The organism is Gorillibacterium sp. sgz306347, from assembly GCF_059735245.1.
The window spans coordinates 44,731-68,811 of the sequence record NZ_JCAPET010000022.1; the positions used below are offsets into that span (position 1 = coordinate 44,731).

26 protein-coding genes, 1 pseudogene and 1 riboswitch are annotated in these 24,081 nt (G+C 59.1%); of the genes and pseudogenes, 23 read left to right on the plus strand and 4 right to left on the minus strand.

Going from position 1 to position 24,081, the window contains the following annotated elements:
- Positions 1-92: 92 nt before the first annotated feature.
- The 16 genes from AC6I6H_RS13190 (at position 93) to coaW (ending at position 13,647) form a co-directional block, all read left to right on the plus strand.
- On the plus strand, positions 93-992 hold the full coding sequence (locus tag AC6I6H_RS13190) for a CpaB family protein (RefSeq protein WP_497954318.1): 900 nt from the start codon (positions 93-95) through the stop codon (positions 990-992).
- The gene (locus AC6I6H_RS13195) at positions 989-2,215 is read left to right on the plus strand and encodes a CpaE/TadZ family protein (protein WP_497954319.1); all 1,227 of its coding nucleotides are present in this window, start codon (positions 989-991) and stop codon (positions 2,213-2,215) included. Before AC6I6H_RS13190 ends, AC6I6H_RS13195 begins: the two co-directional genes overlap by 4 nt.
- A 15-nt stretch (positions 2,216-2,230) precedes the next feature.
- Positions 2,231-3,673 carry an ATPase, T2SS/T4P/T4SS family gene (locus AC6I6H_RS13200; protein WP_497954320.1) on the plus strand — a complete coding sequence of 481 codons (1,443 nt, stop codon included), beginning with the start codon at positions 2,231-2,233 and terminating at the stop codon, positions 3,671-3,673.
- A gap of 178 nt (positions 3,674-3,851) precedes the next feature.
- Complete coding sequence (locus AC6I6H_RS13205) at positions 3,852-4,640, plus strand: type II secretion system F family protein (protein WP_497954321.1); 789 nt, start codon at positions 3,852-3,854, stop codon at positions 4,638-4,640.
- A 15-nt stretch (positions 4,641-4,655) separates the two neighbouring features.
- Positions 4,656-5,579, plus strand: coding sequence for a hypothetical protein (locus tag AC6I6H_RS13210; RefSeq protein ID WP_497954322.1), 924 nt, complete (start codon positions 4,656-4,658; stop codon positions 5,577-5,579).
- A gap of 51 nt (positions 5,580-5,630) precedes the next feature.
- The gene (locus AC6I6H_RS13215) at positions 5,631-5,771 is read left to right on the plus strand and encodes a hypothetical protein (protein WP_497954323.1); all 141 of its coding nucleotides are present in this window, start codon (positions 5,631-5,633) and stop codon (positions 5,769-5,771) included.
- Positions 5,772-5,856: 85 nt separating this feature from the next.
- Positions 5,857-6,033, plus strand: a complete 177-nt coding sequence (locus AC6I6H_RS13220; RefSeq protein WP_497954324.1) for a hypothetical protein — start codon at positions 5,857-5,859, stop codon at positions 6,031-6,033.
- 2 nt (positions 6,034-6,035) lie between these two features.
- Complete coding sequence (locus AC6I6H_RS13225) at positions 6,036-6,191, plus strand: hypothetical protein (RefSeq protein ID WP_497954325.1); 156 nt, start codon at positions 6,036-6,038, stop codon at positions 6,189-6,191.
- A gap of 11 nt (positions 6,192-6,202) precedes the next feature.
- The gene (locus AC6I6H_RS13230) at positions 6,203-6,691 is read left to right on the plus strand and encodes a hypothetical protein (protein WP_497954326.1); all 489 of its coding nucleotides are present in this window, start codon (positions 6,203-6,205) and stop codon (positions 6,689-6,691) included.
- Positions 6,688-7,239, plus strand: coding sequence for a hypothetical protein (locus AC6I6H_RS13235; protein ID WP_497954327.1), 552 nt, complete (start codon positions 6,688-6,690; stop codon positions 7,237-7,239). The genes AC6I6H_RS13230 and AC6I6H_RS13235 overlap by 4 nt, the downstream gene beginning before the upstream one ends.
- 178 nt (positions 7,240-7,417) lie before the next feature.
- Positions 7,418-10,075, plus strand: coding sequence for a calcium-translocating P-type ATPase, SERCA-type (locus AC6I6H_RS13240; RefSeq protein ID WP_497954328.1), 2,658 nt, complete (start codon positions 7,418-7,420; stop codon positions 10,073-10,075).
- 245 nt (positions 10,076-10,320) lie between these two features.
- Positions 10,321-10,530: a 4-oxalocrotonate tautomerase DmpI gene (dmpI, locus tag AC6I6H_RS13245; protein WP_497954329.1), complete on the plus strand. Its 210-nt coding sequence runs from the start codon at positions 10,321-10,323 to the stop codon at positions 10,528-10,530.
- A gap of 88 nt (positions 10,531-10,618) precedes the next feature.
- Entirely contained in the window at positions 10,619-11,227 is a 609-nt protein-coding gene (locus AC6I6H_RS13250) for an NAD(P)H-dependent oxidoreductase (protein ID WP_497954330.1), read from the plus strand.
- A complete protein-coding gene (locus AC6I6H_RS13255) occupies positions 11,220-12,149 on the plus strand; it encodes an MBL fold metallo-hydrolase (RefSeq protein ID WP_497954331.1) in 930 nt (309 codons plus the stop codon). The genes AC6I6H_RS13250 and AC6I6H_RS13255 overlap by 8 nt, the downstream gene beginning before the upstream one ends.
- A gap of 60 nt (positions 12,150-12,209) precedes the next feature.
- On the plus strand, positions 12,210-12,692 hold the full coding sequence (locus AC6I6H_RS13260) for a hypothetical protein (RefSeq protein WP_497954332.1): 483 nt from the start codon (positions 12,210-12,212) through the stop codon (positions 12,690-12,692).
- Between the two features lie 118 nt (positions 12,693-12,810).
- On the plus strand, positions 12,811-13,647 hold the full coding sequence (gene coaW, locus AC6I6H_RS13265) for a type II pantothenate kinase (protein ID WP_497954333.1): 837 nt from the start codon (positions 12,811-12,813) through the stop codon (positions 13,645-13,647).
- On the opposite strand, the gene def is transcribed toward coaW, so the two are convergent.
- On the minus strand, positions 13,644-14,159 hold the full coding sequence (def, locus tag AC6I6H_RS13270; protein ID WP_497954334.1) for a peptide deformylase: 516 nt from the start codon (positions 14,157-14,159) through the stop codon (positions 13,644-13,646). The two genes, coaW and def, sit on opposite strands and share 4 nt — an antisense overlap.
- Before the next feature lie 61 nt (positions 14,160-14,220).
- Entirely contained in the window at positions 14,221-14,478 is a 258-nt protein-coding gene (locus tag AC6I6H_RS13275) for a helix-turn-helix domain-containing protein (protein ID WP_497954335.1), read from the minus strand.
- Positions 14,479-14,605: 127 nt separating this feature from the next.
- Between AC6I6H_RS13275 and AC6I6H_RS13280 the strand changes: the two are divergent.
- Positions 14,606-14,953, plus strand: a pseudogene (locus AC6I6H_RS13280) (GNAT family N-acetyltransferase); the annotation flags it as partial.
- 59 nt (positions 14,954-15,012) lie between these two features.
- Complete coding sequence (locus tag AC6I6H_RS13285; RefSeq protein ID WP_497954366.1) at positions 15,013-15,153, plus strand: hypothetical protein; 141 nt, start codon at positions 15,013-15,015, stop codon at positions 15,151-15,153.
- 87 nt (positions 15,154-15,240) lie between these two features.
- Here the strand turns inward: AC6I6H_RS13285 and AC6I6H_RS13290 are convergent, their stop codons facing one another.
- Positions 15,241-16,401: a conserved virulence factor C family protein gene (locus AC6I6H_RS13290; RefSeq protein ID WP_497954336.1), complete on the minus strand. Its 1,161-nt coding sequence runs from the start codon at positions 16,399-16,401 to the stop codon at positions 15,241-15,243.
- Between the two features lie 263 nt (positions 16,402-16,664).
- On the opposite strand from AC6I6H_RS13290, the gene AC6I6H_RS13295 reads away from it, so the two are divergent.
- The gene (locus AC6I6H_RS13295) at positions 16,665-17,699 is read left to right on the plus strand and encodes an LLM class flavin-dependent oxidoreductase (protein ID WP_497954337.1); all 1,035 of its coding nucleotides are present in this window, start codon (positions 16,665-16,667) and stop codon (positions 17,697-17,699) included.
- A 131-nt stretch (positions 17,700-17,830) separates the two neighbouring features.
- Positions 17,831-18,388, plus strand: coding sequence for a hypothetical protein (locus AC6I6H_RS13300; protein ID WP_497954338.1), 558 nt, complete (start codon positions 17,831-17,833; stop codon positions 18,386-18,388).
- A gap of 83 nt (positions 18,389-18,471) precedes the next feature.
- Here the strand turns inward: AC6I6H_RS13300 and AC6I6H_RS13305 are convergent, their stop codons facing one another.
- Complete coding sequence (locus tag AC6I6H_RS13305) at positions 18,472-19,995, minus strand: MDR family MFS transporter (protein WP_497954339.1); 1,524 nt, start codon at positions 19,993-19,995, stop codon at positions 18,472-18,474.
- A gap of 165 nt (positions 19,996-20,160) precedes the next feature.
- On the opposite strand from AC6I6H_RS13305, the gene AC6I6H_RS13310 reads away from it, so the two are divergent.
- The 3 genes from AC6I6H_RS13310 (at position 20,161) to nrdG (ending at position 24,032) form a co-directional block, all read left to right on the plus strand.
- Positions 20,161-20,580 (plus strand): pyridoxamine 5'-phosphate oxidase family protein, encoded by a 420-nt coding sequence (locus AC6I6H_RS13310; protein WP_497954340.1) that lies wholly within the window; start codon positions 20,161-20,163, stop codon positions 20,578-20,580.
- Between the two features lie 171 nt (positions 20,581-20,751).
- A riboswitch (cobalamin riboswitch) is annotated at positions 20,752-20,952 on the plus strand.
- 133 nt (positions 20,953-21,085) lie between these two features.
- The gene (locus tag AC6I6H_RS13315) at positions 21,086-23,407 is read left to right on the plus strand and encodes an anaerobic ribonucleoside triphosphate reductase (RefSeq protein ID WP_497954341.1); all 2,322 of its coding nucleotides are present in this window, start codon (positions 21,086-21,088) and stop codon (positions 23,405-23,407) included.
- A 127-nt stretch (positions 23,408-23,534) separates the two neighbouring features.
- On the plus strand, positions 23,535-24,032 hold the full coding sequence (nrdG, locus tag AC6I6H_RS13320) for an anaerobic ribonucleoside-triphosphate reductase activating protein (protein ID WP_497954363.1): 498 nt from the start codon (positions 23,535-23,537) through the stop codon (positions 24,030-24,032).
- Positions 24,033-24,081 lie beyond the last annotated feature (49 nt).

Genomic DNA, 24,081 nt, shown 5'->3' on the forward strand with positions numbered 1-24,081 from the left:
CATTGCGCTTTTACTCAGGAAGCACCTGAACAGAGCCGGATTTGAATCCGGACGTTCGGGTGCTTTTTTATTTTGTCTGAAGGAGGTTTGCCATGCGGAAAACGATTGTTGCCCTGATCGGGTTGCTTTTGATGTCCGCCTCGGTCTACGGTTACCTGCGTTTTATGAGCCGGGTCGAGGCGGACCGGAACACCATCACCACCTTGAAGCCGGTCCGGACGCTGCTGAGCGGCGAAGTGATCGACTTGTCCATGCTTCGGAGCGTCGTAATCGCGGAAGCCGCGCACGAGCCCGGAGCGCCGGTGCGGGCCGAAGCCCTGCTCGGGAAGACGGTTGTCGTTCCGGTCGGAGCGGAGGAGGAAATCGCGCTTTGGAAGCTCAGCGACAAGCGGATTGTGCCGCGCCCGAATGAGCGGTATTACAGCTTTAAAACCGATACGGCGGCCAATGTCAACAACATGGTGCGCAAAGGCGACCGCGTCGATGTTTGGCTGGAAGTCAAGGAGGGCTCCGCGCCGGACGGCCGCAAGCTTCCCGCCGTTTCGGTCAAAGTGATCGAGGGGCTTCAGGTGGCAGGCGTTAAATCCGCCGAAGGCGTCGAGGTGACGGACCGCGCGGGCATCGAAAACGCCCTTGAGGGCGACGCGGAGCGGCTGGGCAGCCAGCGCGGGCGTCCGGGCGCGGCCCCGGAGCGGAACACTTACATTATGACGGACGAGATTTATGAAGCTTATGCGGCTGCAAGCGGCTTTGGCGCGATCCGTCTCGCGCTTCCCAATCTGGCGGAAGCTTCGGACGCCGAAGCAGGTGTGACCGAAGCCTTTGCAGCTTGGCTGCGGGCAAACGGAAAGTCGGCCGGGGGAGGCGGAGAGACGGGAGCCGGCGGGGGTTCAGAAGCGAGTCCGGAACGGACCATTCCGGTTTTTGCGCCGGCCGGCGGGGAGCCGGACCCGGCAGCCGGTTCATATCAGAAGGAGGGAAATAACGGATGAGGCTGTTGATCGGCGCCCGGAACGCGGAAGCGTACAGCCGGCTGAACGAGCTCCGCTCCGAGCCGCTGTCGGTTCAAACGGTGCAGACGCGGGAGCAGCTTCTGCTGCGGATGGAGGAAGGGTTTCAGGCGGTGGCGGTGGATACGTCGCTTTTCGCCGACGTTTATCCATGGGATATGATCCGGGATTTGAAGGCCCGCGTGAGAGGAAATGAGAAAATCCTGCTCATTCCCGATGAAACGGTATACGATTCCCTGCTGCTGGAGCTTATGATTCGCCTGGCCGGAGAATGGGGCTTTCTTGTCGCTCCCCTGTCGTGTGGAGAGGAGGATGGTGCGGCCAGACTGGAGGAAAGCCTGTTCCGGCTGCTTGGCATCGGACGGGAGCCTGAAGCGGGACGCGAAGGCAAGGTGGCGGCTTTTTGGTCCGCCGGAAGCCGGGACGGCGCTTCCTCGGTTTCGGCGAATACGGCGCTTGCCCTCGCCGCGCACAGCGGAATGCGCATCGGACTGCTGGATCTCAACCTGAAAAGTCCGTCGCTTCGCTCCAATCTCAATCTGCACGTCCGTGAGCTGTCGAATGTGCGCATCCGGCCGCGCCTGCAAACCCACTCCCTGACCTCCTCGGAGCTGCTTCAGGCCTGCCTGGCGTTTCGCAAGCAGAAGAGGCTTTATGTGCTTCCGGGAACGCCCCGGCGGGAAACCGCTTCGGATATGACTCCGGAGATGATCGACCATTTGCTGCGTGTCGCCCGCCAAACCTTTGACTTGACGCTGCTGGACCTGAACAGCTACCCCGATAACGCGGCGACGATTTGCGGGGTGCGCGGAGCCGACATGAGGTATCTGGTCGCGCGGCCGCGTTTTGATTCGTACCGGACAGGCTGGAGCGAATGGTACGACTGCTACTGGAAATACTGCGGGATTGAGCCGAAAGCGATCCGGCTGGTGATGAACCGGTCGAGCGGAAAGAAAGAAGCGGCTTTGGCGGCAGCTTATTTGGACATGCCGCTTGCGGCCGAGCTGCCCGAAGCTCCTGACGGCCTGGGACGTAAGGCGGCAGACGAAGGTATTCCGCTCTACCTGCAATCGGCCGCCGCGCAGTATGCGGAGAGCATAGACGTCCTGGCGGCGGGGCTTGCGGGTGAAGTCGGGGTTGAGCTCAGCTTGCCGATTCGGCATAAGAGCCCGTTTTGGGGGCGGATTGCCTCCGTCTTTTCATAGGAAAGGAGGTCTCGGATGGAATCGAAGCCTTTGCGGATGAAGCCGCGCTGCCGGTTTGAGCCGCACCGTTATCTGGAAGATGTTAAACAGGCGGATGCGCGCAGCAGAAGCGAACGCTTGCCTTCGGCGGCGTCGAACAAGCAGTGGAGACGGATGGCGCTGACCGACGCCGCCCGTCTGGTGCACGAGCACGTAACCCGGCGGGCCGGCAAGGACGCCGGTCTGCACCGAGATATTTTGCAGGCGGGGCTTGGCGAACCTTTTGCCCGCGACCGGATGAAAGCGGTGATCGACACGCTGCTGATGGAATATCGGATTGACATCGACCCGGCGACGCTGATTGACGGGCGCACGCCGACCGAATGCGTTTATGCGGAAACCTGCGGTGCCGGTCTGATCGACGATTTGCTGGAGCTGCCCGACGTGGAGGAAATTCAAGTGATCGGCTGCGACATCTTTTTAATCCGGGGAGGGGAACAGAGCATGCATCACCGGAAGTTTGCCTCGCTGTCCGAGGTGCGGCTGCTGCAGGAACGCCTCGCCTTGTGCGGCAAGAAGCCCATTCACGAACGGCAGCCGTTTCTGCAAACGTATCTGTGGAACCGCTCGCGTCTTGTGATGACCCGCGAGCCGTATACGGATGTGCCCAGCATTCATATCCGGAATTTTATAGTCCGTGACGTAACGCTGGACAAGCTGGTCGGGCTGGGAACGCTCGACCATACATCCGCGCGCCTGTTAAAGCTGCTAGTGCGGCATCACGCCAGCTTTTTGATCGGCGGCTCCACCAATACGGGCAAGACGACGCTTCTGTTTGCTCTCGCCCAGGAAACCGGCGAACACGAACGGCTGCGGACGCTGGAAAAGGATTTTGAAATCGCGCTGCGCGAACGCCTGAAGGGGAACCGGAACATCCTCGCCGCCCGGGAGGCGGAAGAGGTCCATCTCCCGATGGAAGAAGCCTACAAGCCGCTGCTAGTCATGTCGCCCCACTGGGTGATTTTGGGGGAAGCGAAAGGGGCCGAGGTGGCGCAAGCGGTTCAGGGTGCGCTGCGGGGTCATGATGTGATGGCGACCATGCATACGAAATACCGGGAATCGTTTCTGTCCGACGTGGAGGACATGCTCAAGCAGGATGGCCGGATTCACCACCATGAGGATACGGTCAAACGGATTGCCCGCGCCTTTAATATTGTCGTATTCCTGCGGCTTATCGGCGAGAAGGGCAGAATGAGGCGTGTCGTTACGGAAATTACGGAGCTATACGTCGACGACAAGGAGCAGGCGCGGATTCACCCCCTCATGGAATGGTCTTTTGAGGAGAGCAGATGGAGGATGACTGGAGAGACGCTGAGCCGTCCTTTGATGAACCACCTGATTGCAAACGGTGCCGATCCGCGCGATTTTGCCGGGATGGGGGTATGGCCGGATGGGGGTCACAGGTTGGATGCCTGCTGAGGTGTTGGCCGGCGCGGCAAAAGGCTTGCTCTTTTCGCTTTGGGTGATTGGATCGGCCGTACCTGTCTTCTATATTCTGCGGGGAATAAGCCGCGCTTTTCGGCGGAGAAGCCGAATCCGCCGGTTTTTCGAGCCGGTCCGGGACCGGAACGGGCGGGGGCTGAGGCGTATCCGTTCCGTGAAAGCCTTGCAGCAGGAGCTTGATATTGCCGAAAGCCGACTGGCGGTAGAAGTGCTGCTTTCTTTTATGGTGATGCTTTTCCTTGTCGGCGTTTTTGGCGCAAACGCAGCGGTGCAGGTGCTCCACAGGCAGTTCGCCGCCGGCAGCGACCGGCTCATCAGCGCCAATCCGCTGCTTTTGAGCTTGTTTGTCGGCATACTCTTGGCCGGGCTGCCCGTATTTGTTGCCAAATTCCGGGTACAGGCGAAGCGGCACCGGATTGCGCTCAAGATGATCGTGCTGGTACAAAACCTGATCGGCCACTACAATCCGGCGCTTACCATGACAGAGGTGCTGGCCAAGGCGTCGGCCACCATGCCGGAGGATGTGCACAGCGAATGGCGGCGGCTGGTGCTCAGCCTGCATATGCAGACGCTCGAGGCATCACTGCAGGAATTTGCCCGCCGGATCGACAACCGCTGGGCGGAAGACCTTTCCGACATCCTTGTCATGGGCTCCCAGTACGGCATCGACATAACGGAAGCGCTGCACAAGCTCGTTTCCGGCATGCAGACGGCCAAACGCAACGAAGAGAAGCGGATGGCGATGGTGACCGTCTACCGGATCGGAACGCTTGTCATGATCGGGTTCGCGTTTTTTGTGGTTCTGTTCAATATTTACGCGGACGGGGCGAATTACCGTCATTATTTCCTCGAGTCCGGGGGCAAAACGCTATTGTCCGTGTCTATCGGAGTTATGTTCGCTTCGCTCCTGATGGTGGTCCGGTCTGGGAAAAAACCTTTCTAGAAAGGCGGGGAAGCAATGCTTGTCGTCTTCAGCCGATTCGCGCTTTCCTACGGGCTGATCGCTCTGTTTGCGGCCGGAAGCGCTTTGTTCTGGCTCCCGCTTGCGTCACGCATTCGGTTCAGCCGGATGAGCCGGGCCGCTCTTCTGGCCGGAAAATACCGGCAAACGCTGGCGGCGGGCGCCGCTTCCGGAAGGGAAGCGGCTGCAACGCCGGGCGTCAAGGAGCGGCGCTATCTGGAGCGGGCGCGCCTTGCCGGCGTGGGCGAGGAGTGGACCTTCCGGCGCTTTCGGTTAATCCGGCTTACAGTATGCTTGGTTTTAGCGGTGTTCGGTTTTCTTGTTTGGGAATCGGGGAGCGGGCTGCCCTTCAGCCGTCTCAATGCGCGTGCCTGGGCCGCAGGCGCTGCCCAATGGTCGCTCGCCGGACTCCTGGGGTGGTGGCTTCCCGTCTGGCTGCTCGCCGCGCAGGCCGCGCATATGCGCTCGCGTTTCCTGCTTGAGATCGCCAAGCTGTCCGAACGGCTTGCTCTCTGCGTTACGGACAAGGCGGACACCCGCGACATTCTTCTCCGGGCCAGCCGGACGCTCGTTCTCTTGAAGCCGCATATCCGGGAGCTTGCGGCCATGTGGGGCAAAAACCAGCAGGAAGCGATCTGGCGGTTCAAGGAAGCGGTAGGGATTTCCGAGGTCTTTCCCCTTGTGAACGCGCTGTATGCCATCAGCCAGGCGGAAGCGAAGGATGTCGTCAAAGTGCTGCACGAACAGACCAAAAGCATTGACGCCACACTGGAGTCGGACATCAACCGGAAAATCGAAAACGCTCCGGTGTGGATCAGCTTTTACATCATGCTTCCTTTTAGCTGCGTGGTTTTGCTCTTTCTTTATCCCTGGCTTGTGACGATTCAGAGCCAATTGTTGACCAGCTTCTCCGTTTCTTGAAGAAGCGGCCTGCCAACCTGGGGAAGCGGCGCATGAAAGGGGGTGTGCATGATGAGCAAACTGGTTGTCAGTGTCCTGTTAACGGTCCTGTTGGCCGGCGCGGTGCTGGCCGTGGTCGGGAATGGGCTGGTCCCCGCAGCCCGGACGGCTGGCCGCAGCACGGAATCGCAAATCGAGCAAGCCTTTCGCTAAGGTCATGCCGCCGGTTTGAATTTAATACGCTTTATATTTAAAGACATTAATAAAATCAATCAAATTTTCTTAAAGGAGATGCGCTATGACCAAATTAATCGTTACCGTTTGCCTCGCCGTGCTTCTGGCAGGAGCCGCCCTTGTGGTGGGAGGAAAGCAAGTCGCTCCCGGCCTTACAGCCAAAGCAACCAAGCTCAACACGACGCTTACTACAACAACGGTCAACACGGCAAACGGCGATGTGACCATGACGGCTCCCTGATCATGAGCAAACTCGTCACCACGCTGCTGCTGACGGTGTTGATTTTCGGCGTAGCGGCTTATGTGTTCGGACGCCCGGACGGACTGGAGAAAACCGTCCGGGACGGACATGAAACCATAACGCAAACCGTACAAAGCTTTGATTATGTAACGGATTGAGGAGGAGAGGGATGAAAGCCGCCCTGCACCGCGTGTTCCGGAACGGCCGCCGGTTTGCTTCCGATGAAAGAGGCATGTCCAATTTGCTGGTCACGCTCCTGGTAATGCCGGTTCTGCTTTTTTTGAGCATGATCATCGTGCCTTTTTTCGTATACACCATGAAACTGGATCATTTGAATACAATCGCCAATCATACGCTGAAAGAAGCCGAGGCGGTCGGATATGTGAGTCCGGCCATCATGGCCGCAGCCGCCGCCCGTATGGACAAACTCGGCCTGGGAGAGGTTCTGGTCAAAGGAAATCGCTACCCCAGCTTTGACGGGAGCACGGACGAGAAGGTGTTTCGCGATTCGGCCGATCCCGTGATTACCGTGCGGCTGCGCTACCCGGCTCCCGCCCTTTTGCGGATGCTGCCGGCGGTTGGCGGAACGGCGGGAGACGCGGAAACAGTAGGGTTTTATCAGGTAACCTTGTACGGAAAAAGCGAGGCGTACGAATGACAGGCGGCTTGCGGCGCAACGAAAGGGGCGGTGTACAGGTTCTGCTGCTCGCTCTTCTGGCTATTATGCTTTTGACGGCGGTCGGATTGGCGTCGGTGAATTGGGGGCTTTATACTCTGGGGATCAACAAAGCCAAGCCGCTGCTTGATGAAGCGGCGCGGGCCGCGTCTCTGAACATCGACCCGGCGGAGGCGGCGTACGGCCGGCTCGTTTGGATGGAGGCCGAGGGCCGCGCGGATTTCGACCGTTACCTGAAGCTGAATTTCCGTCTTGAAGAAGACGGTACGCCCGGAAAAGGCAGTCTTTTGGCCAACAAGCCCGTCGTGCATCTGTTTGAACCTGTCCGCGCTTCCGCTTACCCGGCCACGCTTCGCAGAAGCGTAACCGTACCTGCGGGAAATTCGCGCGGCGATATCGTGCGAACGGTGGAAGCCACGATCTATGGCCCTTCCGTGCTTGCTGTTGTGGAGCTTCGCTTGGGCGGCATCGGTTCCGGCCGCCGCGAGCCGGTCGTTTTAAGCAGCGTCGCAACCATCCGGTTTCGCTGATGCTCCGGGTCAACCGGCTTTTGCCGAATTGCCTTATTACCGCCGCCCGGTTTTGGTTAATAATAACGGAAGCGTCCGTTCACGGCCGCGCGGCGGGTTGCTGCCCTGCTGCCGGTTGGCGTACATAATGAACGGGTCCATTGCAGGCGGCTTCCGCCGCTGAACCGGGAGGTCGAATATGAGCAAAGTCAGTTACCATACACAGAAGAAGGATGCGGTTCTTCAAAGCTTGGACAGCCGCGAAACGGGTCTCGATTCGGGAGACGCGCAGGAGCGGCTGGCGAAGTTCGGTAAAAACGAACTGAAGGAAGGCAAAAAGAAAAACCTGGCGCAAAAGCTTCTGGAGCAGTTCAAGGACTTCATGGTGCTGGTGCTGCTGGCGGCGGCGATCGTTTCCGGGGTGCTTGGCGAGGTGGCCGACGCGGTCATCATCTTTTTGGTCGTCATCCTGAACGCCGTCCTGGGTGTGATTCAGGAAGCCAAAGCCGAGAAAGCGCTGGACGCCTTGAAGCAGATGTCGTCGCCTTATTCAAAGGTCAGGCGGAACGGCCAGGTGGAAAAAATCCATTCCGACGAGCTCGTCCCAGGCGATATCGTTTTGGTGGAGGCCGGCGATTTTGTTCCGGCGGATATGCGGCTTCTGGAGACGGCAAGTCTGAAAATCGAGGAAGCCGCGCTCACCGGCGAATCGGTTCCGGCCGATAAAAACGACGGCGTGCTGGACAAGGAAGATCTGGTGATCGGAGACCGGGTCAATATGGCTTACCTTGGCAGCAGCGTGACCTATGGACGCGGCACAGGTGTGGTGACGGCCACCGGAATGGAAACCGAGGTTGGCAAAATTGCCGGCTATTTGACGGACAGCGGCCAGGAGGTCACGCCGCTGCAGCGGAAGCTTACGGAGCTGGGCAAATTTCTGACGGTCGGCGTTCTGATCATCGCGGCGATTATCTTCGTCGTCGGGCTCCTGCAAGGACGGAACATGCTGGAAATGTTCCTCACGGCCGTCAGTCTGGCTGTCGCCGCAATTCCCGAAGGACTCCCGGCTATCGTGACGATTGTCCTTGCTTTGGGCGTGCAAAAAATGGCCCGGCAAAACGCGATCATCCGGAAGCTGCCCGCCGTGGAAACGTTGGGCAGTACGGAGATCATTTGCTCCGACAAGACCGGCACGCTGACCCAGAACAAGATGACCGTCAAGCAGGTTTTTTTGAACGGCCGCTCGGCCGGAGCGGAGGAGCAGCTGGAAAGCCGGCCCGAGTCCGAATTGTTCCTGCAAATCATGGTGCTGTGCAACGATTCGCGGGTTTCCGACGACAAGACGAAGACCGGCCAGGCAAAAATCATCGGCGACCCGACCGAAACGGCGCTGGTGGATTTCGGCGGCGCCCAGGGGGTCGCCAAAACCGACTGGGAAGCGAAATTCCCGCGCCGGTCGGAGATTCCGTTTGACAGCGACCGCAAGCTGATGACGACCATCCACGAGATGGAGCCCGGCCGATACCGGATTCTCACCAAAGGAGCTCCCGATGTGCTTATTGAACGCTGCACCCGGGTGGCGTTGAACGGAACGAGCGTGCCGATGGACGCGGAGCAGCGGGCGAGCATTCAAGCCGCCAATGGCGAGATGGGCGGACGGGCGCTGCGCGTTCTTGCGCTGGCCTATCGGGACATCGACCGGCTGCCCGAAAATCCGAGCCCGGAGGAGTGGGAGCGCGAGCTGATATTCGCCGGTTTGGTCGGCATGATCGACCCGCCGCGCGAAGAGGTGAAGGCCGCGGTCGAGGTTTGCCGGCAGGCGGGCATCCGCCCGGTCATGATTACCGGCGACCACAAAGAAACCGCTTCGGCAATCGCCCGGGAGCTGGGCATCCTGCGCCATGAGAACGAGGCGATCACCGGGAGGGATCTGGACAAAATGAGCGAAGAGGAGTTTGCCCGCAAGGTCGGCAATTTCTCGGTTTACGCACGTGTCTCCCCGGAGCACAAGGTCAAGATCGTCAAAGCTTGGAAAGCAAAGGGCAAGATCGTCGCCATGACGGGCGACGGCGTGAACGATGCCCCGGCGCTTAAAGCGGCCGACATCGGCGTCGGCATGGGGATTACCGGCACCGACGTGTCCAAAGGAGTCTCCGAGATGGTCCTTTCGGACGACAATTTCTCAACCATTGTCGTGGCCGTTGAGGAAGGCCGGAAGGTTTACAGCAACATCCGCAAAGCGATCCAGTACCTGCTCTCCGCCAATATCGGCGAGGTGCTGACTTTGTTTATCGCCACGCTGATGGGGGCCACCATTCTTTATCCGATCCACATCCTGTGGGTCAACCTGGTTACCGATACGCTGCCGGCTCTTGCGCTCGGCGTGGAAAAGGCGGAGAAGGGGGTTATGAAACGGCCGCCGCGGCCGGCAAAAAACAGCGTCTTTTCCGAAGGCGTCGGCTGGTCGATCGTCTACCAGGGCATTTTGGAAGCCGCGATCGTGCTCGCCGTTTTCTTCTTCGCGCTGGACCGGTACACGGCTCCGGAAGCGATCACCATGGCCTTTGCAACGCTTGGCTTCATCCAGGTTACGCACGCGTTTAACGTCCGGTCGAGAACCGATTCCATTTTCTCGATCGGACTGTTCAGCAACCGGATGCTGCTGCTCGCCGCTTTGGCTTCGTCTCTTCTGCTTCTTGTCGTTCTGCTGGTCCCGTTCCTGCAAGAGGTGTTCAGCTTGACTCCGCTCGATTCCGCCCAGTGGGGAATCGTAATCGGAGCGGCTCTGCTGATCATCATTTTGGTGGAAATGGTGAAGCTGGTGCAGAAAATGGGATCCGCCCGCAAGCCGGGCTGAAGAACTTTTTCCGCTTAATGCCGGGGGCAGCCGTCGGCGGAAAACCGCTGCGGCCGTCCGTTCCCAACCCCGAGAGGGTGTTCCTCCGTCATCTGCGACGGCTTCCGGAACACCCTCTTTTTTGCCGCCGTTTGCAGAGTTCCGACTGTATGCCTCAACAAACGGCTTTAACGTGAGCAAGTTAATAGCCGCCGGGCTGCCCGTACTTATAGAATGGGAGAAACCAACCGAAGGGAGCGGGAAAAATGCCCGTAATTACAGTTGAAGCCGGCAAGCTAAGCAAGGAACAGAAAGCGCAGCTCGTTAAAGAACTGGTGCAGACGGCAAGTGCCATTCTTCAGGTGCCCCAGCAGGCCATTGTTACCCTGATCAAGGAGAACGAGTACGACAATGTCGGCAACGGGACGGAATTGCTTTCCGACCGCTTTGCCAAGATGGACCAAACATCGCGTTAAGCGGCGGCACAGCAGCTTCTTGGCTTTCTTCCGAAACCTGCCAGCCCGGTTCGCGTATAGAGAGAAAATCAGCAAGGAGGAAACCAGGATGATTGTTTCAGTAATTTTGGGCCATCCCTATCCCCAAAGCTTTAATCATGCGCTCGCGGACACGGTCGTTGGCGCATTGATCCGGGGCGGGCACGACGTGAGGGCGCACGATCTATATGTGGAGGGCTTCGATCCCGTAATGACCGGGCAGGAGCTGGCGACGGATGTTTCCGGCGATCCGCTGGTGGAACAGCATTGCCGGGAAATCGCGGAAGCGGAGGGCATCGTGATCATTCACCCCAACTGGTGGGGCCAGCCTCCGGCGATCCTGAAGGGCTGGGTCGACCGGGTGCTTCGTCCCCAGGTAGCCTACGGCTTCGAAGCGGGAGACAACGGAGGCGGACTTCCCCTTGGTCTTTTGAAAGCCAAGCTGGCGGTGGTGCTGAACACCTCGAATACGCCCGAGGAACGGGAAAACGCCGTGTTCGGCGATCCGCTGGAAACGATCTGGCGCAACTGTATTTTCGGTTTTTGCGGCGTGCAGAGCATGGAACGGAGGATGTTTCGCGTCGTGGCGGACAGTACCCCGGAAGAACGTAGGCAATGGCTGAAGGAAGCGGAAGAATTGGTCGTCCGCTGCTTTCCGGCGGGGGAGGCCCATGCGTGACTTGGCCGGTTATTTTCGGCTTGAGCGCGTAGCGGAAGGCGCATATGCCGCCATCGTGGCGACAGGGAGCGCGGCGATGGGCAATGCCGGGCTGATCGATCTGGGCGATGGCCTTCTGGTTTTTGATACCTTTAACACGCCGCAAGCCGCGCTTGCATTAAAAGAAGCCGCCGAAGATTTGCTTGCAAAACCCGTGCGTTACGTGGTTAACAGTCACTGGCACGGAGATCACATTCGGGGCAATCAGCATTTTCCGGATGCGGATATTCTGGCAACGGAAATAACGCGAAAGCTGATTGCGGAACGGCACCCGGAGCGGATTCGCAAGCAGCGGGACATGCTTCCTCTTTTGCGGCGGGACGTGACGGAATTGTCCGAAAAGCTGGCCGGCGAAAAAGACAGCGGCGAACAGGCGGCTATGGCGGGCCGTTTGGCCTTTCTGCGCGAGCTGGAACAAGCGTTCATGGAGCTTCGGCTCGTTGTGCCCAACGTTTCGTTCTCCTCCTCGCTTACGCTTCACGGAAGCGCAAGGAAAGTGGAGCTGATCGAGCTGGGCGCGGGTCACACGCCTTCGGACCTGGTCGCTTTTTTGCCGGAGGAGAGGATATTGTTTGCGGGAGATCTGGTGTCCGTTCGCAACCATTCGGCTTTATCGGATGGGGCTCTTCAAGGCTGGCTTTGCGCGCTTGACCGGCTTGCCGGGTTTGCTACGAGTGTCGTCGTCCCCGGGCACGGGCCGGTGGCAGGCGAAGATGCGCTTGCGGAAATGAAGGATTACCTGAATCATCTGCTGGAAGCCTGTCAAGCGAAGGATGAGGCGAATGGCGCCGCATTGCCGGACCGCGAGCTTCCGCCCCGGTTCCGGGAGTGGGAAGCGGCGGAAGTGTACGCCCAGAACCTGGAGCTTCTCGCAGCGCTTTAATTTGAATACATAAAGATCAACGGCGATCTGTCGCCAATATGACGCAAAGGACAACAGACCATGACGAATGAAGTTTCCGCCAGGAAAGCAAAACGGCCGCCCGGGGTATGGCTGCTGCTTTTTCTACAGATTTTTTTGGGGATTGGCGCGGTTGCGGGCGGGATTGCTCTCATGCTGGACCGCACCGGGGAAAAGATAGGCCTGCCGCTGACACTGCTGGACGGCTCGCCTTTCCCCAGCTTTCTCATCCCGGGCGTCATCTTATTTCTTGTACTGGGCGTAGGTCCTCTGCTCATCGCTTGGGGACTTCTAACCCGCTCAGAACGGAAGCTGCCGGAAGCGCTGAATCTGTTTGACCGTCATTGGTCCTGGGCGTTTTCGTTGTACTCCGGGTTTGCCCTGATCATCTGGATTACCGTGCAGGTCTATATCATTGACGGGGTGAGCGGCGTTCATCTGCTTTACATGACGCTGGGCCTGATGATCCAGGCGGTATCCATGCTGCCTTCCGTACAGCGCTATTACGCGAAGCAGCCGGTTTGATCCGGCTGCTTTTTTGAACGGGTCCGATTCGGCGCCGCACATGCTCCCTTGACAAGCCGCTTTGTTTTGACTATACAGAATAGGGGGTTTTGAAAGGCGCAACCATAGGAGAGAGACCATGCGAAAACAAAACGATACACCAATTATCGGAATCGACGCCGGCGGATCGCTTATCAAGATGGCTTATCGTCAGGGAGACAGCGTGAGCCTGAACCAGTTTCCCACCGTGGCGATGCCCGCCGCGGCCCAGTGGGTGCTCGATGCGTTTCCGAAAGCGGAGGTTTGCCTTACCGGCGGGCAGAGCTTCCGGATGGAGGAATTATTGCAGGGGGCGGCACGGATCGGGACGATGGCGGAGTTTGAAGCCACGTGCTCCGGCGCCCGTTTTTTAATGAAAGAACAAGGAATGGAACGGGAGGCGTTCATTCTCGCCAATGTCGGCACCGGCACTTCGGTTCATTATGTCGACGGGCACCAAAACCACCGGGTGATCGGCACGGGCGTCGGAGGCGGGACCATCATCGGACTGTCTTATCTGCTGACGGGCGAACACCGGTTTGACGAGATTATCCGGCTCGCAGAAAACGGAGAACGGGACGAGGTCGACCTGAAGGTTCATCACATATACGAAGGGATGGAGCCCCCGATTCCGGGCGATTTGACCGCCAGCAATTTTGGACGTCTGGTCGGGATGCCGGGAGAACGCAAAAAAGAGGATGCCGCCGCATCGGTCATCGGACTGGTCGGGGAAACCGTAACAACGGTCAGCGTGATGGCGGCGGCGCAGTTCGGCATTGCGGATATCGTGTATGCCGGTTCCTCGTTTGAGGGGAACGGCCCGCTTCGCGAGAGCGTCGAAGCCTATACGAAAATCCGCGAATGCCGGCCCGCCATTTTGCGGAACAGCGGGTATTGCGGGGCGATCGGAGCATTGCTTACGATGGAAGAGGCTTAATTCGGCCGGGAATGCAGGAGGGCCTGCTGAAGATTGACGGATTTGCCCGTTTTCTCGAAATAGAGATGGGGTCCGTCAATCCGGTCGATGAACAGCACACCGTCCAGGTGATCGATTTCATGCTGGAGGCAGCGGGCGAGAAAACCCTCGCCTTCCAGAATGGTTTCGTTTCCGTTCCGGTCGTGGTTTTTAATCTTTACATATTGGGCGCGCTTGACGGTCCCGTAGTAGCCGGGAAAGGACAGGCAGGCCTCCGAGCCGGTTTGTTCGCCTTTTTGCTCGATGATTTCCGGATTGATCAATTCCACCGGACCGTCGCCGACGTCCAGCACGACCGCCCGGCGCAGCACGCCGATTTGGGGAGCGGCGAGTCCGGCGCGCCCTTCGGCGGCGTACAGCGTTTCTTTCAAATCGTCCAGCAGTTTGTAAAGGCGCGGCCCAAACTCGGTAAAGGGCTTTGCCTGCTTGCGGAGAATCGGGTCCCCGAAGGGAAGAATTTCTTTTACGGCCATCTGCTATGCGATCCTTTCTTTGCGGTTATCGTTGCGGCGCCGGTTAACCGGGTCGCCCGGTTCAGGCGCGGGAAGCGCCCGCCGGCGCTGCCGGCAGCTCGGACGTATGAACCCACAGCTCGCCCGGCGTACATTCAAGCGCGGTGCAGAGCGCATCAAGGGTTTCGGCTTTCATCTGCTTGGGCTGTCCGTTGACAAGCGCGCTGAGAGAAGGAGCGGACAGCTCATAGCCGGCCTTCTCGATCAGCAAACGGCCGAGGGCGGCTGCGCTCCATATGTTTCGTTCCGCCATCAGGCGGCGCAGCATCCAGGTCAGCATGATCCGGCCTCCTTAGCAGGGATTTAATCACAGCCTTAAAATATAAGGTAGCGCCTAAATAGTTTACCATGTTATTCATATTTCTGCAATTGCACAATGTGCGTGGAGAAAGCGGGAGAGGTAAAGGATGACCATACAGCCGGACGGCGGGTTGCGGGGGAATAAAATTTATTTGCGGCGGACCAGGCCGGAAGACCTTGCTTTTGTGCTCGATCTTGAAAAGAAAGAGTGGAACGGAGGAGCGGGGTATGTCGGAACCTGGGACGAGGCGAAGCACCGGTTTGCCTTGGCCGATCCCGAAACGGCGCATTTTGCGGTCTTGTCAAGGGCGGAGGACCGGCTCGTGGGCTACGCCATTGTTTGCGGTCTTGCGCACCCGGCCCGAAGCCTTGAGCTTATGCGTGTGGCCATTGCGGCTAAAGGAAAGGGATACGGCAGGGAAACGATAAGTCTCCTGCAAACATGGGCATTTGAGCAGGGGGGGCGCACCGGTTTTGGCTTGATGTTCATGCGGACAATGCGAGAGCGATTCGCTTGTATCAATCGGCGGGCTTTGTTTTGGAAGGAACGCTCCGCGACAGCCTGCGAAAAGGCGAAACGTACTGCTCTTTGCATCTTATGAGCCTTCTGGAAGAGGAATACCGCGAGATGGGGCCCGGTCCGATCTCTATCTGATCGCAAGAAAACACCTGGACGAAACGCCGGCGAACGGCTGCATCCAGGTGTTTTTTAAATCCGGCCTATTCGGGGCGGCGTCCGTCTCTAGCTCCGGTTCCGGTTGGTCATCTGCTGCCACACCGACCCTGCGGCTTCCTCGCCGCCTTCCATCCGTTCGATGGCAATCTGGATCTGCATGCGGACCTCGAACTCGGGATCGTCCTTCGCCGCTCGCAGAGCCGGCAGAGCGCTGTCTTTCCCGACCTCGTACAAATAACGGGCGGCCCGCCAGCGGACCAGCTTGCTGCGGTCGGAGAGGGCTTCGGCCATCGGCCCCGTCGATTCGGGATCGCCGATATCGGACAGTGTGTCGCCGACCGTGCGCCGGACGACCGGCGACGGGTCCTTCAGCGCGGCATGGAGCAGCGCCATCGCTTCAGGCGTCCGGATATCGCCGAGATAAACGGCGGCCAGCCGCCGGATGGACGTCTGCGGATCGGCAATCGCTTTGGCCAGAAGCGGCAGCGCTTCCTCATCCGGCTTCAACCGCTCAAGCGCCGCGTAACGGATGCGCCAGTCCGGGCTGTTCCAGGCTGCCGAAGCTGCCTCCACCGTGGAAGCCGCCTCCTCGGGCGCTTCCCCGGGGGCAAGCTGCCCCGATTTTGCCACCAGGTCGGCGAGGCGCGCCTCGCTGTAAGCCGCGTCAAGCTCGCGCGCCACTTCCTCCAGCACCTCGGCAAGCTCGCCATACCGGACCCCATGCTCCTCCAGCTTGCGCTCCTTGATCAGGTTCGGAGAGGCAAGCCCCGCCTGGATCGCCGCTTTGGCAAACCGCTCGGGCAGCCCGGTCCTTTGCTCTTGCTCGCCTGCGTAGACGCGAATTTGCATCGGAATGCCCCGGAACATCTGGACGGCAACCCGAACCTCTCCGTATGCGCCGGCCGGCTCCGCCGCCTCAGCCGGAGCCCCCCCGGTTTCGCCCGGAGCGGGTGCGGCGGCCGGTCGCTCGGCTTCGCCCAATACCCGGCGCGCTTCCTCCAGAATGGCTTGCCAATCGCCTTTGGGATGCCGGTCGAGGGCGATGAAGTCCGCCGCATGGTAAAGGCCGGTCACCCCGGGAATGGCGAGAAGCCGCCCGGCATAGTCGGGCGCGCGTTCCGCATCCTCCCGGGTGAACGTCCGCCTGTCATGAGGCGGAAGAGTTTCGTCCAGGTTCAGCTTCATGGAATTGGGGCTGGGCGTCGGTTCAATGGAAATAAGCTTCATGCGGACCTCCTTATCATAGGAACGACGATGATCGCAAAGCGACGAACCGCCGATGATGTTTTGAGTTTTGCCACATTTTTCAGCATACCACAACACGGCGGTCCGCCAAAATGGCTGCACGCCATGTTAGGCTCCGCCTAAAACGAGTGATTCCATCCGCTATCAATCGGAGGACGATTTGAGTTCCGGTCCGGTTTGGGCTAGCATAGGAGAATGGCTTGTCTGTTCTGAAAGACCCATCAAGCTTCAAGGAGGAAGAAGAGATGGCAACGTTGAAACTCGGTATTCTTGACCAATCGCCGGCAATCGGCAAAACGACGCACGCCGAGGCGCTGCACCGCACGATTGAACTGGCGCAGACGGCGGAAAAGCTGGGATACTCCCGGTTTTGGGTTTCCGAGCATCATGAAGCGCCCGGGCTGGCAGGCTCGTCGCCCGAAGTGCTGGTCGCCGCGCTTGCGGCCCGAACCTCGACCATTCGCGTCGGCTCCGGCGGAGTGCTGCTGCCTCATTACAGCCCCTACAAGGTAGCCGAAAATTTCCGCGTGCTGGAGGCCTTGTTTCCAAACCGCATCGACCTGGGCATCGGCCGCGCCCCCGGCGGGATGCCGATGGCCACCCGGGCGCTCCGGTACGGCCGGGTTCCGGAGCCGGGCGATCCGTTTCCGGAAATGCTCCGCGAGCTGGCCGGCTTCCTGAGCGGTCCTCTTGAGGACGGGAGCCGGTTTCCGGGCTTGACCGCCACGCCGGTCATCGACACCAAACCCGAGCTCTGGCTGCTCGGATCAAGCGATTACAGCGGCCGCCGCGCAGCGGAGCTGGGCGGAAGCTTCTCGTTCGCCCACTTTATCAACGGGGAAGACGGGCGCGCGACCGTCAAGCGCTATTTTGACGATTTTACGCCCGGTCCGCTCGGAACGGAGCCGCGCGCGAACGCCGGCATCATCGTGGCGACAGGCGAGACGGAAGAAGAAGCGGAGCAGCTGGCGCGGTGCATCGACCTCCGGCTGCTCCGGTTCGAGAACGGGGACATCCGCGGTGAACTCCCCGCCCCCGAAGAAGCGGCCCATTATCCGTTTTCCCCGTTTGAGCGGAGCCGGGTTGAAATCATCCGCCGCCGGATGGTGGTCGGAGGACGGGACACCATCGCAGCCAAGCTTCGCGCATTTGCCGAATCGTACGGGGTGGACGAATTGATTATTCTCGTGATGGCCTTCGATTATGAATCGCGCCTTCACGCCTACCGTATCCTGGCGGAACAAACCGGGCTCGCCGGCAAGCCGGGAGAAAACGCCTGAAACAGAATTTTCCCGGCTGCACTGGTTGCATATTCGCGGAATCCGGTGTAAAGTTCTTTGTGGCGGAACCGGGGAAACCGCGGTTCCAGCACTTTATAACGTTTAAGAGATAGAGAGAGGGGTCATACGAAGTGAACAAAAAGTACGCATCCGCCGCGCTTGCCCTGTCGTTGGCATTCGCAATCAGCGCCTGCTCGTCCTCCGACGAGAAAAATGCCGAAGCATCGGCCACGACATCCCCGACGGCCGCCGCAACGACGGCACCGTCCGCATCGCCGGCCGAAGACGCAAGCATGTACCAAGCCAAGGCCTACATCGCCGCCCGCTTGGCGGAAGAGAAAATCGTTAACCTGTTTGCAAACAAAACAACCGAAGACGGCAAGCCGATTCTCAACGTGAATGCGGCCGCCACGAAGGAAGAAGCCATTGAGTACCTGAACGCCTATCTGGATCCGGCTCTGTCGGAGAAGGTCGTCGCGCACTACTGGACGGACGAGAAGGCGGGAGAAGACATCCTGGTGAAAGCCGATCCGTTCGTAACGGCGTCCATCCTCGCCACCGCGAGCCAGGATGAAGTCACGTTCGAAGGCGACGCCAACGAACTGAAAATCACGACCAAAGACGGCGGCGTCTACACGGCGAAGAAAGCCGATGCCGGCTACGTGATTTCCGATATCGTCAAACAATAAGCCGGATACGGCAAAGAACCTTTACTCCCCAAGACGGGAATAAAGGTTCTTTTTGGTTTCGGAAGCTTTTATCGTCTGTGCGCTCAGGCCTCCGCTTTTTGCTCTTCGCCGACTTTTACGCGCTCGCGGCCCATTAAAACGACAGCGAGTACCGACAAGCCGATGGGGATCAGCGCGATTTTGAACATCATCGTGATCGAGTCGGACATGGCGTGCACAATGTTGTCGAGAACCGCCGGCGGAATTTTGGCGCGTGAAGCGGGTTCGAACAGCTGGCGCGGATCGCCCGTTTGCGCCGGCATGCCGGACGCTCCTCCTGCCATGCCGCTGAAGAGGTCCTTGAGCCGGTCCGAGAAGACGGAGCTTTGGACTGCGCCGAAAATGGTAATTCCGAGCGTCATCCCGAAGGAACGCAGAAACGAGTTGGTCGAGTTCGCGGTGCCCCGGTACCGGGCTTCCAGGTTATGGGTGGAAGCGACCGGCAGGAGCGAGAAGGAGAAGCCGACGCCAAAGCCCGCCAAAATCATATAGAGCGTAAGCAGAATACGCTCCGTCTCCGGGGTAATCGTGGAAAGGAGCAGCATGCCGGCGAAAAAGCAGACCACGGATAGGTACATCAGATTCCGGTAGCTGGTTTTGGTTTGAAAAATTCCGCCGATGGCACTGCCCGCCACGGAGCCCAGCATCATGGGCGTGAGCACGAAGCCGGCGTTCGTCGCGGTTCCGCCGTACACGGCTTGGACGAAAATCGGGATGAAAATCGTCAGGATGATGAAGGTGCCTCCGTAGAGAACGGCGAGAATCTGGGAGGCGGCAAACAACCGGCGCTTAAACAGCCAAAAGGGAAGAATCGGTTCCTCCGCCCGCAGCTCCGCTACAAAAAACAGCACGAAAAACACCGCGAAGCAGACAAACAGCCCGATCATCGGAAGCGAGTTCCAGGCCAGCTTGTCCCCGCCAAGCTCCAAAGCGAACATCAGACTGACCACCGAAACGATGAGAAGGGCCGCTCCCCACCAGTCGATCGTTTGCTTGCGGTGCTCCAGAGATTCGTGATAGAAGCGAAGCACCAGAAAAAGCGAGATCAGCCCGAGCGGCAGGTTGACGTAAAACACCCAGTGCCAGCTGATGTATTCGGTGATGTAGGCGCCCAGCAAAGGGCCAAGGACACTCGATGCTCCGAACACCGCCCCGAACAAGCCGGTCATTTTGCCGCGGCGCTCGGGCGGAAACACATCGAAGATAACCGTGAACGCAATCGGCATCAGAGCTCCGCCGCCGATCCCCTGCAAGGCGCGCGCCAGACTGAGCTGGACGATGCTTTGGGACACGCCGCACAAAGCCGACCCGATCAGGAAAACAATCAGTCCGAACAGAAAGAACCGCTTTCTGCCATACATGTCCGAAAGCTTGCCGAAGATTGGCATCCCCGCCATGGTGGTGACCAAATAAGCCGATGTCACCCAGACAAACTGGTCATAACCGCCGAGCTGGGATACGATAGTCCCCATCGCGGTCGCCACGATGGTGTTGTCCATGGCGGACATCAGAATGGCCAGCAGGAGTCCTGCGACCAGCCCTTTCAAATTGCTTTTTTTCGTATCCATCCGGTACCCTCCTTTTGGGACTCTGCACAAGTTTAGGTTCCTCTTTCTTCCTTGTCAAGACATGGCGTCCGGCCCGGCAAAAGGTTCATTTCCGGACCCGCAGGGTACACTAATGGTAGTGCATGGACAGCCATGTGGACCCCATCAGACGAGGAGTGAACGGAAGTGGAGAAACAGGAACTGGAGCAAGCGATCGGCCGGGCGCTTTCCGAGAACAAATTCGGCTCTTTCGGTACGATTGAGCAGGGAAACAAGCCCAAAGTCCGTTATATGGCTATTTTCCACGAAGGCCTCGATATTTATTTGGCCACCGACCGGAAAACCCACAAGGTGGAAGAGCTGCGCGAGAACCCGCACGCCTGCCTGCTGGCCGGTTATGAAGCCGGAGGCAGCAAAGATTTGCTGGAAATCGAAGCGACAGCGGAGGTCACGAAGGACGAATCGCTGCGACAAAAGGTTTGGAATAAGGAGCTGGAAAAGTGGTTCACCGGCCCGGACGATCCCGATTATGTCATTTTGAAGCTGACGCCGACCCGAATCGAATACACCGGAAAGGACAAACATAACGCCGTTTGGACGCCTTGATGCGTTCACGTCTTTGCCATATTTACGATAAGGCCGCAAAGGGGCGCGGGAGCGCTTCCGGGCGGCTTTTTCCGCTTTTTCGGCCGGAGCCGGGCAAAAAATCGAAGTGGGGAGATTTTGCGAACAGCATTGACTTGGACTATATATTGATGTAATGTCGTCTCTGCAACTACATATTGTATGGCAAGGGGTGCAAAAGCCGGTTTACTGATACCGGCCCGCTTAATAGGGAAGCCGGTGCAAAACCGGTGCGGTCCCGCCACTGTAATGGAAGAGTCTCCGGATAAAGTTGCCACTGGCCGTCGCGCCGGGAAGGCGTTCCGGGGATGACGAGGCCAAAGCCAGGAGACCTGCCCCGCCGCCTGGAAGAAGGACCCTGCGAGGACAGGGAGCCATTCAAAGACCGGCACGCTTTCGTATGGAAAGCGGCTCTCTCTTTGCGCTCCCTTTTTTTTGCAGCCGCTTCTACTGAACCGAACGATATATTTGGAAGGGATGCGCTGATATGATCACAAAGATTCGCAAACGAGACGGCCGGGAAGCCCCATTCGCTGTTGAAAAGATCGGACAAGCCATTTGGAAGGCTTCCTCCGCCACCGGCGAGGCCGGCTATGAAGAATCCTGCCGGCTGGCCGAGCAGGTGGCCGCCGAGCTGGGCAAACGGGAATCCGAGCATCCGGTTCCTCCGGTGGAGGAGATTCAGGATACGGTAGAACGGGTCCTGATGAAGGCCGGTCTGATGGGAACCTCCAAAGCCTATATTCTTTACCGGGCGGAGCGCACCCGGGCGCGGGAAATGAGCAACCGGCTCATGAAGGTATATGAGGACTTGACCTACCGCGAGGCGGAAGCCAGCGACCTGAAGCGTGAGAACGCAAACATCGACGGCAACACGGCAATGGGAACCATGCTGAAATACGGCTCCGAGGGAGCGAAGCAGTTTTACGAATTGTTTGTGTTGAAGCCGGAGCACGCCGCCAGGCACAAAGAAGGCGACATTCATATTCACGATCTGGATTTTTTGACGTTGACCACAACCTGCTGCCAGATTGATATCGGCAAGCTGTTTAAAGGCGGATTCGGAACCGGTCACGGGGAATTGCGGGAGCCGAATGACATCCAAAGCTATGCGGCCCTCGCCTGCATCGCGATTCAATCCAATCAGAACGATCAGCACGGCGGCCAAAGCATCCCATCCTTCGATTACGGAATGGCCCCCGGCGTCGCCAAAACATATATCCGCCATTATCGCACTCATCTGATTAAAGCGCTGGAGCTGCTGCACGGGGCGGACGCGAAGCTGACGGGCGCCGTTACGGCACTGATCGCCGAGCTCGCCGAAAAAGAGATGCAGCCCCGTCTTGCGCGCGACAAAGCGCATGCCGAAGCGGAGCTGAAGGCGCTGGCCAGGCTGACCGGCGACCGTGCGGTCAGCGAGCGGGCGCAGCGGTTCGCGCTGGAGAACGCGGAAGCGGAAACGAAGCGCAGCACGTACCAGGCGATGGAGGCGTTTATTCACAACCTGAACACGATGCACAGCCGCGCGGGAGCGCAAATTCCGTTCAGCTCGATCAATTACGGAACGGATACGAGCCCGGAAGGCCAGCTGGTGATGGAAAGCCTGCTGCTTGCCACCGAAGCGGGGCTTGGCAACGGGGAAACTCCGATTTTCCCGATCCAGATTTTCCGCGTCAAGGAAGGCGTCAATTATTCTGCCGGCGACCCCAATTACCCGTTGTTCCAGCTGGCCTGCAGGGTCAGCGCCAAGCGGCTGTTCCCGAACTTCTCGTTTCTCGATGCGCCGTTTAACCTGCAATACTATAAAGAAGGCCGGCCGGAGACGGAAATCGCTTATATGGGCTGCCGTACCCGGGTGATCGGCAACGTATACGATCCGGAGAACGAAATTACGCACGGACGGGGCAACCTCAGCTTTACCACCGTCAATCTGCCGCGGCTGGCGCTGAAAAACAGGGGAGACATCAACGGCTTTTTTGCGGATCTGGACCAGTCGCTCGACCTGGTTGTCAATCAGTTGCTGGAACGGTACGAGATTCAGGCCGCGAAAAAGGTGAAAAACTTTCCTTTCCTGATGGGCCAAGGCATCTGGCTCGGGTCGGAGAACCTGGGGCCCGAGGATACGCTGCGCGAGGTGCTGAAGCACGGAAGCCTGTCGATCGGCTTTATCGGCCTGGCCGAATGCCTGAAAGCGCTGATCGGCGTTCATCACGGAGAATCCGAAGAAGCGCGCGCTTTGGGCCAACGGATTGTGGGTCATATGCGAAACCGCATGGACCGGGAAACGGAGGAGCGCCGGATGAACTTCGCGCTGATCGCCACTCCGGCGGAAGGAACGGCGGGCCGGTTCGTCAAGATGGACCGCAGGCTTTTCGGAACGATCGAAGGTGTCACAGACCGGGAGTATTATACAAACGGTTTTCACGTCCCGGTTTATCACAAGGTAACGGCTTTTGAAAAAATAGCAATCGAAGCGCCTTATCACGAGATGACCAACGGCGGTCATATCACTTATGTAGAGCTGGACGGAGACCCGACCCGCAACCTGGCCGCTTTCGAGAAAATCGTGCGCGCGATGAAGGAAGCCGGAATCGGCTACGGCTCGCTCAATCACCCCGTCGACCGCGATCCGGTTTGCGGCTACAGCGGCATCATCGACGACGAATGCCCGGGCTGCGGGCGGACGGAAGCCGATGGGAAGCCGAGGTTTGAGCGCATCCGCCGCATCACCGGCTACCTGGTCGGAACGCTGGACCGGTTTAACGACGCCAAAAAGGCGGAGGAAAGGGACCGGGTGAAGCATGCTTAATCCGCTTTCTTCCGTTTTGGACAAGCCGGTTCCTCCGGGGCGGGCCGGAGGCGGGCAAGCGGTCGCTTGCCCCGTACGGGAAGCGGAAACCGGCTTCCCGGCCGGAAGCCGAAGCGGTCAAACCGTCCTGCGAGTCGCCGGAATCGTCCAGGACTCGATTGTGGACGGTCCCGGCCTCCGGCTGGTCGTGTTTGCCCAAGGCTGCCCTCATCAATGCCCGGGCTGCCATAACCCGGAGTCTCACACCTTTGACGGCGGAAGCCTCATGGGGATCGATGAAATCATGGCCATGGTGCGGGCCAATCCGCTGCTCGACGGCGTCACGCTGAGCGGAGGCGATCCGTTTGAGCAGGCGGACGGGTTTGCCCGTCTGGCGAGGTCCGTCCGGGAAGCCGGGCTTCATGTCATGACGTACACCGGCTACACGTATGAAGCGCTGCTGGCCGGCTCGCGCAGACGCCCCGACCGGCTGGAGCTGCTGCGGCAGACGGATGTTCTGGTGGACGGCCGGTACGAGCGGGAGCGCCGCAGCCTCCGGCTGCCGTTCCGGGGCTCGGCCAACCAGCGGCTTATCCGGGTGGCGGATTCCTTGCGCTCCGGCAGCGTGATCGTAGCGGAAATTTAACGAATACGGCCGCAAATTGTATCGACAAGGTTCGGGATTCTCCCTATAA